Origin of the sequence: Mesorhizobium sanjuanii (assembly GCF_002529485.1) — a bacterium.
GTDB lineage: Bacteria > Pseudomonadota > Alphaproteobacteria > Rhizobiales > Rhizobiaceae > Mesorhizobium > Mesorhizobium sanjuanii.
This window is the reverse complement of the sequence record NZ_NWQG01000050.1, coordinates 33,624-46,979: the sequence shown is the minus strand read 5'-3', so window position 1 is coordinate 46,979 and position 13,356 is coordinate 33,624. Positions and strand designations below refer to the sequence as shown.

At 63.9% G+C, this 13,356-nt stretch carries 15 protein-coding genes; 12 read left to right on the top strand and 3 right to left on the bottom strand.

Annotation, left to right across the window (positions count from 1 at the left end):
• Positions 1-86: 86 nt before the first annotated feature.
• From CN311_RS10285 to CN311_RS10250, 8 genes are all read left to right on the top strand, one after another.
• Entirely contained in the window at positions 87-1,256 is a 1,170-nt protein-coding gene (locus CN311_RS10285; protein ID WP_097573366.1) for a flavin-containing monooxygenase, read from the top strand.
• 198 nt (positions 1,257-1,454) lie between these two features.
• Positions 1,455-2,966 carry a leucyl aminopeptidase gene (locus CN311_RS10280; RefSeq protein ID WP_097573401.1) on the top strand — a complete coding sequence of 504 codons (1,512 nt, stop codon included), beginning with the start codon at positions 1,455-1,457 and terminating at the stop codon, positions 2,964-2,966.
• Between the two features lie 80 nt (positions 2,967-3,046).
• Positions 3,047-3,496 (top strand): DNA polymerase III subunit chi, encoded by a 450-nt coding sequence (locus tag CN311_RS10275; RefSeq protein WP_097573364.1) that lies wholly within the window; start codon positions 3,047-3,049, stop codon positions 3,494-3,496.
• 40 nt (positions 3,497-3,536) lie between these two features.
• Positions 3,537-4,157 carry a hypothetical protein gene (locus CN311_RS10270; protein WP_097573399.1) on the top strand — a complete coding sequence of 207 codons (621 nt, stop codon included), beginning with the start codon at positions 3,537-3,539 and terminating at the stop codon, positions 4,155-4,157.
• Between the two features lie 8 nt (positions 4,158-4,165).
• On the top strand, positions 4,166-5,026 hold the full coding sequence (locus CN311_RS10265; RefSeq protein ID WP_097573363.1) for a 23S rRNA (adenine(2030)-N(6))-methyltransferase RlmJ: 861 nt from the start codon (positions 4,166-4,168) through the stop codon (positions 5,024-5,026).
• A gap of 107 nt (positions 5,027-5,133) precedes the next feature.
• On the top strand, positions 5,134-5,583 hold the full coding sequence (locus CN311_RS10260; RefSeq protein WP_097573361.1) for a hypothetical protein: 450 nt from the start codon (positions 5,134-5,136) through the stop codon (positions 5,581-5,583).
• A 133-nt stretch (positions 5,584-5,716) separates the two neighbouring features.
• Entirely contained in the window at positions 5,717-6,292 is a 576-nt protein-coding gene (locus CN311_RS10255; protein ID WP_097573359.1) for a TetR/AcrR family transcriptional regulator, read from the top strand.
• Entirely contained in the window at positions 6,289-7,125 is an 837-nt protein-coding gene (locus CN311_RS10250; protein ID WP_097573357.1) for an EamA family transporter, read from the top strand. The genes CN311_RS10255 and CN311_RS10250 overlap by 4 nt, the downstream gene beginning before the upstream one ends.
• 22 nt (positions 7,126-7,147) lie before the next feature.
• Here CN311_RS10250 and CN311_RS10245 read toward each other — a convergent pair whose 3' ends face one another.
• Positions 7,148-7,747 carry a TetR/AcrR family transcriptional regulator gene (locus tag CN311_RS10245; protein WP_097573356.1) on the bottom strand — a complete coding sequence of 200 codons (600 nt, stop codon included), beginning with the start codon at positions 7,745-7,747 and terminating at the stop codon, positions 7,148-7,150.
• A 114-nt stretch (positions 7,748-7,861) separates the two neighbouring features.
• Here CN311_RS10245 and CN311_RS10240 point away from each other — a divergent pair, with 114 nt between their 5' ends.
• Positions 7,862-8,419: a DinB family protein gene (locus CN311_RS10240; RefSeq protein ID WP_097573355.1), complete on the top strand. Its 558-nt coding sequence runs from the start codon at positions 7,862-7,864 to the stop codon at positions 8,417-8,419.
• Positions 8,400-8,786 carry a hypothetical protein gene (locus CN311_RS32205; RefSeq protein ID WP_133117161.1) on the top strand — a complete coding sequence of 129 codons (387 nt, stop codon included), beginning with the start codon at positions 8,400-8,402 and terminating at the stop codon, positions 8,784-8,786. Before CN311_RS10240 ends, CN311_RS32205 begins: the two co-directional genes overlap by 20 nt.
• Before the next feature lie 177 nt (positions 8,787-8,963).
• On the opposite strand, the gene CN311_RS32935 is transcribed toward CN311_RS32205, so the two are convergent.
• Positions 8,964-9,449 (bottom strand): hypothetical protein, encoded by a 486-nt coding sequence (locus tag CN311_RS32935; protein WP_208866469.1) that lies wholly within the window; start codon positions 9,447-9,449, stop codon positions 8,964-8,966.
• Between the two features lie 255 nt (positions 9,450-9,704).
• Here CN311_RS32935 and CN311_RS10225 point away from each other — a divergent pair, with 255 nt between their 5' ends.
• Positions 9,705-10,301, top strand: coding sequence for a glutathione S-transferase family protein (locus tag CN311_RS10225; protein ID WP_097573349.1), 597 nt, complete (start codon positions 9,705-9,707; stop codon positions 10,299-10,301).
• A 102-nt stretch (positions 10,302-10,403) separates the two neighbouring features.
• Positions 10,404-11,675 (top strand): ROK family protein, encoded by a 1,272-nt coding sequence (locus tag CN311_RS10220; RefSeq protein WP_097573339.1) that lies wholly within the window; start codon positions 10,404-10,406, stop codon positions 11,673-11,675.
• A gap of 187 nt (positions 11,676-11,862) precedes the next feature.
• Here CN311_RS10220 and CN311_RS10215 read toward each other — a convergent pair whose 3' ends face one another.
• Entirely contained in the window at positions 11,863-13,341 is a 1,479-nt protein-coding gene (locus CN311_RS10215; protein WP_097573397.1) for an amidase, read from the bottom strand.
• Positions 13,342-13,356: the final 15 nt, after the last annotated feature.

Genomic DNA, 13,356 nt, shown 5'->3' with positions numbered 1-13,356 from the left:
CCGGCAAAGTCTTGCCTAATGAGGGAAAACGACCAAATGTCGCGCCGACCAAGGTTGCGGCCGCCGTGACTGTGACAGGTGCAGGTATGGACGTCAGGGAATTGCGCGGTCAAACCGGGGAGGTATCGCACTCGCACGGTGTGATCGTGATTGGCGCCGGCGCTGCCGGGCTGGCGGCCGCCCATGCACTGATCGAGGCCGGCGTCCCGACGGTCATCCTGGAGAAGGAAAGCCGGCTCGCCGAACCCTGGCATCGGCGGCACGAACGTTTGCACCTCAATTCGCATCGCGATCTCTCGACGCTGCCTGGCGTCGGCTTTCCCGTCGGCACACCGGCTTTTCCCCACAAAACCGCTGTCATCCGCCATCTGAACGATTTCAGCCGGACACACAGCCTGCCGGTAGAGTTCGACGCCGCCGTCGAGGAGATCGCGTTCAAAGGCGATCATTGGGTTGTAGGGACCAATATCGGTCCCCGGTTGGCGCGCCATGTCGTCATCGCCACCGGGCGCGACCGGCAGCCTTTCATTCCCGCGTGGAAGGGGGCAGGCGCCTTTGCCGGCCGGATCATCCATTCGGCGGATTTTGGCAGAGCCGAGGACTATGTTGGACAAAAAGTGCTGGTCGTCGGCGCCGGCAATTCGGGCTTCGACGTGCTCAATCATCTTGCAGGTATAGAGACCAGAAACATCTGGCTGTCGGCTCGCAATGGTCCCTCGATCCTGCCCAAGCGTATCGGCAAGATCGCCGTTCACAGGCTTTCGCCGTTCATGGCCCGCCTGCCGTTGTGGCTCGCCGATGCGGCGATGGCCGCGACACAGCGCCTGGTTTTCGGCGACCTGACGAAATTCGGCATGCCGAAAGCGCCCTCGGGAGGCGCGAGCCGCCTGACTGACGACTACACCGCAATCGCAACCGACGACGGCGCCGTCCGCGCCATCAAGGGCGGCAAGATCATCGTGGTGCCGACAGTGCGCGAATTCACCCGCGACGGCGTGATCCTGGGCAATGACAAGCTGATCGCCCCCGATATCGTCATCGCGGCGACGGGCTATCGCACCGGGCTCGAACGCATGGTCGGCAAGCTTGGTGTGCTGGACGGCAATGGCGTGCCGCTTTTCAATGGCGGCGAGACCGACCCGAAACTGCCCGGCCTGTGGTTTACCGGCATGCGGCCAAGCATTCGTGGCTGTTTCGCCAATGCCCGTATCCAAGCCAAGGCGATCACGCAGCAGATCGTCGGCCGGGGCTGGTGATTTGCAGCGCGCCGCGATCGTCGCCCGTGGGAGCCCGGAACTGTCACGAGGAATAGCAGGGCAAAAACCGGCAAAAAGGTGAACAAAATCAAGGGTCGAAAAAGAGGATGGTTTTTTTGATCGGAAAACGGGCAAATGTCGTGCATCTTCAACGCGCTCCCCTGAAAACCCAACGCACTTCGCCGAAAGCAGGACATGATGACTTCGAGACCTTCGATCGCCTTCGCCAAATTCGCGGCGCCCAAAAAGGGCAGCGTCTTCGTGCTGGTGGCCGACGATAGCAGCCTCGGCGAGGCGGCAAAGGCCTGCGATCCGGCAAAGACCTTGGAGCGGGCGTTTCCGGTGGCCGACTTTTCCGGCAAATTCGCCAGCCTGGTTGAAGTGCTGGCGCCGGAGGGGACATCGCTCGACCGGCTGGTGGCGGTCGGCGCCGGCAAGGAGTCGGGGCTCGACGACCATGCCTGGCTGAAGCTTGGCGGCACCATCGCCGCGTCCCTGCGCAAGGCGACCGAGGTGGTCGTCGTGCTCGACCTGCCGGGTGCAGCCGGCGGCGGCACGCAGGCGGCGCAACTTGCCGCTGGTATCCTGCTGCGCAGCTATGCCTTCGACAAATACAAGACGAAAAAGGACAATGGCGACGGCCGGCATGGCGGCAAGAAGGCCGAACCCAAGAAGCCGGTCAAGGTGACCATCCACACCACCGATCCGGCGGCTGCGAAAAGGGCCTTTGCCGACGAGGTGGCGGTGATCGACGGCGTGCTCCTGGCGCGCGATCTGGTCAACGAACCGGCCAACATCCTTGGCCCGGTGGAATTCGCCGCCCGCGCCAGCGAACTGGAAGCGCTCGGCGTCAAGGTCGAGATCCTGGCCGAGAAGGAGATGAAGAAGCTCGGCATGGGCTCGTTGCTCGGCGTCGCGCAAGGCTCGCCGCGCGGCGCCCGCATGGCCGTCATGCAGTGGAACGGCGGCAAGGCCAAGGACAGTCCGGTCGCTTTCGTCGGCAAGGGCGTCACCTTCGACACCGGCGGCAATTCGATGAAGCCGGCCTCCGGCATGGAGGACATGAAGGGCGACATGGGCGGTGCGGCCGCAGTGACCGGACTGATGCATGCGCTGGCCTCACGCAAGGCCAAGGCCAATGTCGTCGGCGTCATCGGACTGGTCGAAAATGCCGTCGACGGCCATGCCCAACGCCCGGGTGACATCGTCACCTCGATGTCCGGCCAGACCATCGAGGTGCTGAACACCGATGCCGAAGGCCGGCTCGTTCTGGCTGATGCGCTGTGGTACTGCAACGACCGTTTCCAGCCGAAATTCATGGTCAATCTGGCGACGCTGACCGGCGCCATCATGGTAGCGCTCGGCCAGAACTATGCCGGCCTGTTCTCCAACAATGACGAACTGGCCGACAGGTTGACCACGGCCGGGCAGTCGACGCAGGAACGGCTGTGGCGAATGCCGCTCGGCGCCGAATACGACAAGCTGATCGATTCGAAAAACGCCGACATGAAGAACATCGGCGGCCGCTACGGCGGCGCCATCATCGCGGCGCAATTCCTGCAGCGCTTCGTCAAGGACACGCCCTGGGCCCATCTCGACATCGCCGGCACCGCGATGGGCGCGCCTCCCAGCGAGATCAACCAGTCATGGGGTTCCGGCTTCGGCGTCAGGCTGCTCGACCGTCTGGTGCGCGACAACTATGAGGGGTGAGGCCTTAATCTCTGTTTTTACGCAATTCCTGACGGAAAACCGCTACACACTTTTCCTGGAATTGCTCCAGAGGCACAACCATGGCCGAAGTCCTGTTCTATCACCTGACCGAATCGACGCTGGAGGATGCGCTGCCCGGCCTGCTCGAGCGCAGCGTCGATCGCGGTTGGCGCGCCGTGGTGCAGACCGGCACCGAGGAGCGGCGCGACGCGCTGGACCAGCATCTGTGGACGTTCCGCGACGATTCGTTCCTTGCGCATGCGACCGATCGCGAAGCCTATCCTGCCGAGCAGCCGATCCTTCTGACCACCGGCCAGGAAAACCCGAACGAGGCGCAGATCCGCTTCCTCGTCGATGGCGCGCCGCCGCCCGAACTTGCCGGCTATGAACGCGCCGTGTTCCTGTTCGACGGCCACGACGCGGCCCAGGTCGAGGCCGCGCGCACCCATTGGAAGACGATGAAGGACGCAGGCCACACAGTGACCTACTGGCAGCAGACGCCGGACCGGCGCTGGGAACGCAAGGCGTGAGGTGCGCCGCCGCGCCCGCTCCTATCTCATGGAATGAATGATGCGCTTTCTGTTTCTCCTGATCCTGCTCGCCGGCATTGCCATCGGCATCGCCTATCCATGGGCGATGAGCAATTTCTCCGGCCATGAGATCGGCACCTGGCGGGTCTATGAGCAGGGCCGGTTCAAGCCGGTGACGGTGCTGCTTGCCGAAAGCGACGCGCCGGTCAGGGTGCTGGTCGACCTCACCGCCAGGGCCGAGCGCATCGTCGCCTCGCAACAGCGCACCCTGCTGACATTGACCGCCGCCACCGGCGGCCGGACCGTGCTCGCCTCGACGCTTGCCTTCAACCATTCCGAAAACCCGCGCCAGCCCAGCCCGCAATCGCCGGACAAGATCTTTCGCGATGAAGCGGGCGTGATCCAGACGGTCAGTCCCGGTCCTTATACCTTCACGGCCGGTCCCGGCGACGCCGAGGACATCCCCATGCGCGCCGTGGACCTCGTGCTGCGCGCCGGCGCCGGCGAGATCGACAGCCGCGCGCAGCCGGTCGGCTTCTCCTTGATGGCGGTTGGCCTGATCGGGTTGGTACTGGCGTTTCGCTTCGGCGGCGGCCGGCCGCAAAACCCGAACTCGCAGCCGCCACCGCCACGCTGGGGCCGCAACGGTTCGTCGAGTTAGTTGATGGCATGAACTACCGCCACGCCTATCACGCCGGAAACTTCGCCGATGTCGTCAAGCATGTCGTGCTGAGCCGGCTCGTCGAATATCTGAAGCAGAAGGACAAGGCATTCCGCGTCATCGACACCCATGCCGGCATCGGCCGCTACGATCTGTCTTCGACCGAAGCCCAAAAGACCGGCGAGTGGCAAGGCGGCATCGGCCGGCTGATCGATGCCCCGCTCGACGCCAAGGCGGCGGCGCTGCTGGCTCCTTATCTCGATGTGGTTCGCTCGCTCAATCCGGAGGGTGGCCCGAATCCCAAGGTGAAGAAATATCCGGGCTCGCCGCTGATCGCCAGGCAACTCATGCGCAAGCAGGACCGGCTGTCCGCGGTCGAGCTGCACCGGGACGATGCCGCGAAGCTGAAGGTGCTGTTTGCCGGCGACTTCCAGACACGGGTGATCGAGCTCGACGGCTGGCTGGCGCTTGGCGCGCATCTGCCGCCCAAGGAGAACCGCGGCCTCGTGCTCATCGATCCGCCCTTCGAGGAGCAGGGCGAGTTCGGCCGGCTCGTCGACGGGCTGCAAAAGGCGCACAAGCGCTGGCCAGGCGGCATCTATGCGCTGTGGTATCCGGTGAAGGACCGCAAGGCGGTGATCGCCTTCAGGAAGGCGCTCAAGCAATCGGGTATCCCGAAGCTGCTCGACATAGACTTCGAGATCAAACCCCCGTCGGCCGAACCCAGCCTCGACGGCAGCGGCATGGTGGTGGTCAACCCGCCATTCACGCTGGAAGACGAATTGCGCATTGTGCTGCCAGCCCTGCACCGGCTGCTGGTCGTCGAAAAGCCGGCGGACTGGAGGATGGAGTGGCTGGCGGGGGAGTAAACGCCAGCAACCCTTTGTTCATCGACGCCACCAAGATGACTGTGCAACGGCTTGACCGCCGCCGGGCGAATCCGCACAGTGCGCTGAGTCGACCATAAGAGGCTGCCATGACTCGCTTCGCCAGATCCGCCCTTGCCGCACTGATTGCCCTTTGCACACCGCTCGGCACGTCGCTTGGCGTCACACAGGCCGTGCACGCCGCCGACCTTGGCGTCTATTCCGACGACGGCAGCGTCTGCGGCGAGGACTGGGTGCTGAAAAAGATCACCAACCGCTTCAGCTATCAGGTGCATCACGTGCCGCATCTGCCGGATGTCGAAATTGTCGATTTCCAGCGCATTCACCAGCATCGCTATCTGCCGGCCGATGAAACCTGGCCGATCGGCCGCCGCTATTGCGGCGCTACCGTCAGCCTGTCCGACGGCCGCGCCCGCACCATCTGGTATCTGATCGAGGAAGGGCAGGGCTTTGCCTCGATCGGCGACAATGTCGAATTCTGCGTCTCGGGCTTCGACCGCTGGATGGTCTATAACGGCCGCTGCCGCGTCCTGCGCTGAGCGCGGCATTCCTCTTTTATTTCCTCTTTAGCCTGCGGCGACATCACCGCAGGCTTTCTTTTGGCGTGTTGACAGCCGGCGCGATCCGTCGCATAGATATGAGACAGACCTGTCTCACTACTAAGTGAATGCCATGATGTCATCGCCCACGCCTGGTAAACGCCAGCATGTCGTCGACACCGCCTATACGCTATTCAAGCGTGACGGCTTCCATGCCACCGGCATCGATCGGATCATCGCCGAAGCCGGCATAGCCAAGATGACGATGTATCGCCATTTCCCGAGCAAGGACGAACTGATCGTCGAGGTGCTGGAGCATCGCGCCCGGCGTTTCGAGCGCCAGCTCGACCGCCTCGCGCAAGAGGCCGCCACGCCCGAGCAGAAGATTGGAAAAATCTTCGACTGGCACGAGCGCTGGTTCCGCAGCGACGATTTCCACGGCTGTCTGTTCGCGCATGCGCTGGCTGAATTCGGCGATCCCGGCCATCCGGTGTTCAAGGCTGTTGCCAGGCAGAAGAACGCCTTCAAGCTGCACATGCAGTCGATCCTCGAGAAGGTGATGGCGCCCAAGCAGGCCGAGAGCGCTGCTGCGGCGCTGCTGATGCTGATCGAGGGTGCGACGCTGATGGCGCAGATGGGACAGCCCGCCATCGACGATGCCCGCAAGGCGGCCGCCGCCATCATCGCCAGCGCGCACACACCGCAATGAGCGCGACGGTCATTGCGCTTGCGCTGTTCGCGGCCGTCCTCCATGCCGGCTGGAACGCCTTCCTGCGGACAGGGGCCGACAGGCTGTGGACGGTCACCGTCATGAGTTTTTCCAGCACGCTGATTGCTATTCCCTTCGCGCTTCTCCATGCACTCCCGGCGGCAGCGGCCTGGCCCTATGTCGTGCTCTCGGCCGGCTTGCAGGTCGGCTACAGCGTCTTCCTGGTGGCCGCCTACAGATACGGCGAACTGGGGCAGGTCTATCCGATCGTGCGCGGCAGCGTGCCGCTGTTGGTCACGCTCGGCGGCTATTTTCTGGCCGGCCAGCAACTCAGCGTGCCGGAGATCCTCGGCGTTGCGCTCGTTGCCGGCGGCATCATGGCGCTTTCACTGGGTAAGGGAAGGGCGTCGACGATTTCGATCCTCTACGCGCTGGCGACGGGCGCGATCATCGCCGCCTATGCGACGGTCGACGCCATCGGCGTTCGCGCTTCACAAGACAGTGGCGCCTATACGGCATGGGTGCTGGTGCTCTACGGCGCTTTGCTGCCGGCGACCTTCGTCGCCTTGCGCGGCAGGCTTGCAGTCGATTTCGGAGCGCCGGAAACCTGGAAGGCGCTGGGCGGCGGACTGTTTGCGCTGCTCGCCTATGGCGTCGTGGTCGCCGCCTTCGCGCTCGGACCGGCCGGCCCGATCACCGCGATCCGAGAAACCAGCGTCGTCTTCGCCGCGTTCATCGGCAGGCTGTTCCTCGGCGAGGCGCTGACGCCAAGGCGCGTCGGTGCCTGCGCTGTCGTCGCGCTCGGCGCCATCTGCCTCGGCTATCAGGCGTGAGCGCCGAGGGCGCCCGACCGCGCTACCCGGTTCGTGCACTGCCCGCACCAGAGAGATAGGCCGAGATCAGCTCGACGAGCTGCTTCCGCAAATCGGCGGCATCCAGCATGCCCCGGCGCGCCGCATTGTGGATCACGCCCTCGATCGCCGATGACAATACTCGTGCGACGGTCTCGTTGTCTTTCCTGCGCCTGCGATACTGCGCCACGGCGGCAGTGTAGTGTTCGAGATAGCGGGATTGGAATGCGGCATGGGCGGCCCGTGAGCCGCGGTCGCCCGGCGCCTCGTCGAGCAGCACCTGGTGCAGCGTCGGGTGGATGCTGTGCGCCGAGATCATGCCTCGCACCAGCTCACGCGCAAATTGCCTGAGCGGCTTCTCGTCCGCCGCCGCTTCGCTGATGACTGACAGCACGTGATCGAAATGGCGGCGTCGGATCGCCTCGACCAAGGCGAGCTTGTCGGGGAAATATTGATAGAGCGAGCCGATGCTGACGCCGGCCGCCTCGGCCACCTTGTTTGTCGTGAAGCCGGCCCAGCCAAGCTCGCTCAGAATATGAGCACCGGCTTCGATGATTGCTTCGACGGTCGCGATCGAGCGCGCCTGGCGCGGCTGCTTGCGCATGCGCGGACGCGATTTTGCAATGCGAGTAGACACGTTTGCTTGTCCCCATGAAAATACGGATATGGAAATATAAACAACATACTCACATTTTCCGGACCGGAAGGAAAACGAATCATGAGCGCCTCGATCTTGCTTCGCGGCCTTTTCGCCTATCAGGCCTGGGCCAGCGACGAACTGCTGGAGAAAATCGCGAGCCTGGATCAGCACGTGCACTATGAGGAACGCCACGCCGCGATACGGCTGATCAATCATTGCCATGTGGTGGCGCTGATTTTTTCGGCGCATCTCGTCGGCGGGAGCCACAGCTATGACGCTGACAACACGGCGGACACGCCGGCGCTCGCCGAATTGCGCGTGGCGGTCGCAGCGTCCGATCGCTGGTACCGCGACTATCTCGAAATCGTCTCACCGGAACAGCTATCGGAACTCGTGCCTTTCGTGTTCACCGATGGTGACAAGGGGTCGATGTCACGCCAGGAAATGTTGATGCATGTTGCTCTCCACGCTAGCTACCATCGTGGCGAGATCGGCCGCATCTTGGTGCAGCTTTCCATCACGCCGCCATGGGACACCTTCGCCGCCCACCTCCATCAGTCCGAGCCTTCACGCCGGCTGCAGGTCGAACCGCTTGGAGCGGCGTACGTCCATTTGGATGCGCAAACTGCGCTATAACGCTTTGAATATGCTTATTATTTTCGAAAGCAGAGATCAGTATGGCAAAAAACGGATTCCGATTTTCGGGCTGATGCACCGGTGCTCGACCGACTGGAGATTGCCAATTTTTCACAACGCCAACTCGACTGCCGAAAGCAAAATCCCGATCTCGAAAAATATGAGCTTAAAGCTCACTTTCGTCGCGCAAGGTGATGCGGCGGCACTCGTCGTGTTGCTTCTGTCCGCACCTGTAGTTCGCCGTGTTGGTCAAGACGAAGCGAGCTGCGTTGCAGCTCTTCATGGTGGTCGCGATCAGCAGCCAATGCTTGCGGTGAAGGCCGTTCGAAAAAGTTCCTTCGCTTATCGACAAGACCGGCCAAGATAGAGCGCGCGGAATTTTCACCGCAGAATTTCACCACGCGGGTCGAAGATCCCCGGTGGATTTCTGCGACGATCTGCATGGTCGTGCGCGTGACGTAACCGAAATTTAAGCTGCGAAAATCATTGTGATGCTTCGCTGGCTAGAAGCACGCGAGTCAGATATGCATGACAAGCCGGGTCACTAATGGCCATCGGCACAACGCAAGGGGCATCGCATGGCTAAGACGTCATCCAAAGCGCCGGCATCCAAGGCACCGGCAAAGAAAGCACCAGTAAAGGCAGCGGCGGCGAAAGCAGCAACTGCAGTTAAGAAAGCAGCACCTGCTGCCAAGCCTAAGGCAAAAGCTGCGCCGGCCAAGAAGCCGGCCGCAAAGGCCGCGGCAAAACCAGCAGTGAAGAAAGCAGCGCCGGCCAAGGCCAAGGCTGCACCGGCAAAGAAGGCTGCACCAGCAAAGAAGGCCGCACCGGCTAAGAAAGCGGCGCCGGCTAAGAAGCCCGTTGCAAAGGCAGCGGCGAAGCCCGCCGCGAAGAAGGCAGCACCCGCCAAGGCCAAGGCTCCGGCAAAGGCCGCCGCGGCGAAGTCTTCGGCAGCAGTGAAGAAAGCTGCGCCTGCCAAGGCCAAGGCGAAGAAGTAGTCGCGTTTCTTCGCGCGCCGGTGCCGGAACATATGAGGGCGGATACCGTCAAGGTGCCGCGCTCTTTGTTTCGGTATTGATGCGCTCGAAAAGAGGGGCGGAGGTATCTTTCGCAGCTCCCAGGACTTCGCCACGGGGCGAAGTCCGGCGGGGCTTTTTTGTTGTGTCTCGACGGCGGATCGCGCTCACGATCGATGTCGCCTCTGGCAGCCGATTTTTCCGCTGCTGGCCGTTGCCTCGTCAAAGGCGATCGGTAAAACGCACTGTCCACAAACAGGAAACCGATCATGCCAAAGCTGCTTTATGCGTCCACGTCCCCCTATAGCTCCAAGGTGCGCATGGCGGCGCTTTATGCAGGCATCGCCATCGACCTCGTGCCTGTCAGGACCGAGGACAAGCCGGCCGAGCTGACCGGCGCCAATCCGCTTGGCAAGATCCCGGTGCTGGTGCTGGACGATGGCCGCTCGATCCACGACAGCCGCGCCATTACCCAGCATCTCAACCGGGTGTCGAAGAACGCGCTGTTGCCGCGCAATCCCGACAAGCGTCTCGATGCTGAAGTGCTGGAGGCGCTGGCCGACGGTATCTGCGACTGCGCGCTGTCGATGGTCTATGAGCGGCGCACCCGCCCTGAGGACATGGTCTATCAGCCCTGGCTCGACCGCCAGTGGGCAAAGATCACCGCGGCACTCGATCTGCTCAACGCCAATCCGCCGAAGCTGCCGAAGAAGATCACCACCGGCCAGATAGCGCTGCGCGCCTGCCTCGGTTATCTCTCGCTGCGCTTTGCCGGAAAATGGGAGAAGGGCCGCAGCCGGCTGATCCGCTGGGCGGCGCGTTTTGATGAGAAGTTTCCGGAGTTGAAGCCGGCGATTCCGGGCTGAGCACATCCTGCGACCGGTTTGTTGCCGTCTCGCACAAAGTTCTCGAAACCGGCAAGCTCTTGGGCTACAACGGTTTCCAGCAATGCCTGTGTGAACCCTGCAATGACCAAGACTGATGACGACAGCCCGAATGGCGGACGCAGCGCGCTGTTTGCGCCGCCTGGCGACGCGTCGGGGGCGGAACCGGTTTCGCGCCCGCGCAAGGCACTGCTGTCCTCCTCCATGGTCGGCTCGACCAATCGCGGCCGCGTGTTGCAGGCGCTGTTCGATCTCGGTCCCACCAGCCGCGCCGAGCTGGCCCGGCTTGCGGGCGTCAATCGCACCACCATTTCCGGCATCGTCCAGCCGCTGATCGACGACCAGGTGCTGGTTGAGAGCGATCCGATCCCCGCCAATCCCGGCGGCGGCAAGCCGGCGCGGCCGCTATGGTTCTCGCCCAATGCCCGTCCGATCTGCGGCGTGCTTTTGATGCCGGACGCGGTCCATGCCTGCGTGGCGACGCTCGACGGCAAGATCGAGGCGGAGCGCAAGATGGCGCTGCCGGACGGCAGGGGACCGGTCGGGCCGATCATCGAGACCATCGCCGAATGCGTCGGCGACACACTCGCCAAGGCGCGGCGCACGCCTTTCGGCATCGGTGTCGGCGTCGGCGGCATGGTCGACACCGATCGCGGCTCGATCGTCACCGTCAACCTGGCGCCGGCGCTCGACCGCTATCCGCTCGCCGACGAACTCGGCCGCCGCTTCGGCCTGCCGGTCAAGCTCGACCACCATCCGCGCGCCTTGCTGGTCGGCGACCGCTGGTTCGGCGCCGGGCGCGGCGTCAGGCAGTTCGCCGTCGTCTATACCGGTGAAGTGCTCGGCGGCGCGTTCTTTTTCGATGGTCATCTCTATCGCGGCACCGCCGGGGCAGGGGGCGAGCTCGGCCACACTTTCGTACAACTCGACGGCGAGCTTTGCCGCTGCGGCCGGCGCGGCTGCTGGGATACCATCGCCACACTGAGCTGGCTGCGGCGCGAGGCCAGCCGAGCGGCTCTGCCCGAGCCTGAGCTGATCGATTCGGCTCGCCTCGTCGACATGGCGCAGCACCGGTTGCCGGGAGCGGCCGAGCTGCTCGACCGCTACGCCCGCAACGTCGCTGTCGGCATCGCCAACCTGCAACAGACGGTGGCGCCCAACATCTTCATCCTGCATGGCGATGTCGTGCTCGGCGGCGACCGCCTGCTCGGCGCCATCGCCAACCACGTCCGCGCTATGGTCCCGGCGCGGCCAGGCGGTGCGATCGAATTCATCGCCGGCGATGCGGGCGATGGCGCGGCGCTGCTCGGCGCCGCAGGGCTGGTGATCTCGGAGCTGCTGCAGCTGCCGATCTGACCTTGGCGATTAGCGAATGCGGCGGAGTGCGTAATCTCCCTCCTTGAGCGGGAGATGGCCGGCAGGCCAGAGGGGGTCGTCTCGCATAGATCGCCGACACCCTCTGTCGTCGCGGAAGGCGCCGGCGCTCCACGCGCGGCGACCCCCTCTGTCGCCTTTGGCGACATCTCCCCCTCAAGGGGGGAGATCACCGCCCCGCCAGCTTCAAATAACTCCCGAACCACGGCTGCATGCGCTCGAACCGCGCCGCCATATTGAGCACGCTCGCATCGGCGTGCCGCCGCCCGATGATCTGCAGGCCGACGGGCAGGCCCTGCGCCGTCAGCCCGGCCGGCACCGAGATCGCGGGATGGCCGGTGTAGTTGATCGGATAGGTCATGCACCATCCGATCAGCGGATCGACCGCCTCGCCATTGATAGACGTCGGTCCGATCGTGTTGCCGTCGGTCGCATTTTTGACCGGTGGAATGGCCAGCGTCGGCGAGACGATCAGGTCATGGGTTTCAAACAGATCCTGAAGGCCATCAAAGACGTTGGTGCGCAGCAGGTCGTCGAGTGCGTGCTCGACCGCCGACACTTTGTAGGCGCCCTCCAGCATGGCGCGGAACTGCGGCGTCAGCACCGCCGCGTGCTCGCCCATCAGGTCGATGCCTTCCTGTTTCCAGTATACGGCGATCGCCGCGTAGTGGATCGAGATCGTGCGCACCCAGAGCGCCGCCAGTTCCTTGTGGTCCGCCTTGAAATCGGGTTCGACCTCATCGACCTCGATGCCGTTCCGGCGCATGACATCGACCGCATCGGCAACGACCGCTGCGACATCGGGGTGGACAGGGAAATTGCCGAGGCGCGGGCTGTAGGCGACCCGCGGCTTTCGTGCCGGCCCGCTGACGGCGCCGACATAATCGACGCCGTCGTCGGGCAAGCTGAGCGGGTCGCGGCTGTGCGACCCGGCCATGACCTTGGTCATCAGCGCCGCGTCGGCAACGGTTCGGGCCAGCGGTCCGATATGGACCAGCGGATGCCCCCACAGGAAGCCGTCGGGACGCGTCACCGAGGGGATGCGGCCGAAGGAAGGCTTGAAGCCGACGGTGCCGCTGAACGAGGCCGGAATGCGCACCGAGCCGCCGCCATCCGTGCCTTGCGCCAGCGCCGCCATGCCGTCTGCCACCGCGGCAGCGCTGCCGCCCGACGAGCCACCGGAATTGTAGCCGATCGCAAAAGGCGTGCTGGTCGGCCCAAAGCGCAGATTGTCGGTGATGCCCTTGTGGCCGAACTCCGGCGTGTTGGTCTTGCCGAGTACGATGGCGCCGGCATCGAGCAGCCGATCGACCGCCGCCGCGCTGTCTTTGGGTACCCGGTTCTCGACCGCCCGCGAACCCATCGAGGTCGGCACGCCGGCGAGATCATCAAGATCCTTGATGCCGACCGGCACGCCGTGCAACGGCCCGAGCGGAACGCCTGCCATCACGGCCTTTTCGGCGACGCGCGCGGCATCCATAGCTTCGTCGCCGAGCACCAGCGTATAGGCGTTGACGACCGGATTGCGCGCCTCGATGCGGCGCAGATACGCCTCCGTCACCTCGACCGGCGACAGGTCGCGGCGCCGGATGCGCTCGGCCAGTTCGGTGGCCGGCAGGAAACAGAGCTGGTCGTCCGCAGAAGTCATGAAAGTCATTCCGTC

What these genes read in the sequence shown, in the direction of transcription:
- CN311_RS10285 (WP_097573366.1), top strand. Translation starts at nt 87, where the DNA reads ATGGACGTCAGGGAATTGCGCGGTCAAACCGGGGAGGTATCGCACTCG.
- CN311_RS10280 (WP_097573401.1), top strand. Translation starts at nt 1,455, where the DNA reads ATGACTTCGAGACCTTCGATCGCCTTCGCCAAATTCGCGGCGCCCAAA.
- CN311_RS10275 (WP_097573364.1), top strand. Translation starts at nt 3,047, where the DNA reads ATGGCCGAAGTCCTGTTCTATCACCTGACCGAATCGACGCTGGAGGAT.
- CN311_RS10270 (WP_097573399.1), top strand. Translation starts at nt 3,537, where the DNA reads ATGCGCTTTCTGTTTCTCCTGATCCTGCTCGCCGGCATTGCCATCGGC.
- CN311_RS10265 (WP_097573363.1), top strand. Translation starts at nt 4,166, where the DNA reads ATGAACTACCGCCACGCCTATCACGCCGGAAACTTCGCCGATGTCGTC.
- CN311_RS10260 (WP_097573361.1), top strand. Translation starts at nt 5,134, where the DNA reads ATGACTCGCTTCGCCAGATCCGCCCTTGCCGCACTGATTGCCCTTTGC.
- CN311_RS10255 (WP_097573359.1), top strand. Translation starts at nt 5,717, where the DNA reads ATGATGTCATCGCCCACGCCTGGTAAACGCCAGCATGTCGTCGACACC.
- CN311_RS10250 (WP_097573357.1), top strand. Translation starts at nt 6,289, where the DNA reads ATGAGCGCGACGGTCATTGCGCTTGCGCTGTTCGCGGCCGTCCTCCAT.
- CN311_RS10245 (WP_097573356.1), bottom strand. Translation starts at nt 7,747, where the DNA reads ATGCGCAAGCAGCCGCGCCAGGCGCGCTCGATCGCGACCGTCGAAGCA.
- CN311_RS10240 (WP_097573355.1), top strand. Translation starts at nt 7,862, where the DNA reads ATGAGCGCCTCGATCTTGCTTCGCGGCCTTTTCGCCTATCAGGCCTGG.
- CN311_RS32205 (WP_133117161.1), top strand. Translation starts at nt 8,400, where the DNA reads ATGCGCAAACTGCGCTATAACGCTTTGAATATGCTTATTATTTTCGAA.
- CN311_RS32935 (WP_208866469.1), bottom strand. Translation starts at nt 9,449, where the DNA reads ATGTTCCGGCACCGGCGCGCGAAGAAACGCGACTACTTCTTCGCCTTG.
- CN311_RS10225 (WP_097573349.1), top strand. Translation starts at nt 9,705, where the DNA reads ATGCCAAAGCTGCTTTATGCGTCCACGTCCCCCTATAGCTCCAAGGTG.
- CN311_RS10220 (WP_097573339.1), top strand. Translation starts at nt 10,404, where the DNA reads ATGACCAAGACTGATGACGACAGCCCGAATGGCGGACGCAGCGCGCTG.
- CN311_RS10215 (WP_097573397.1), bottom strand. Translation starts at nt 13,341, where the DNA reads ATGACTTCTGCGGACGACCAGCTCTGTTTCCTGCCGGCCACCGAACTG.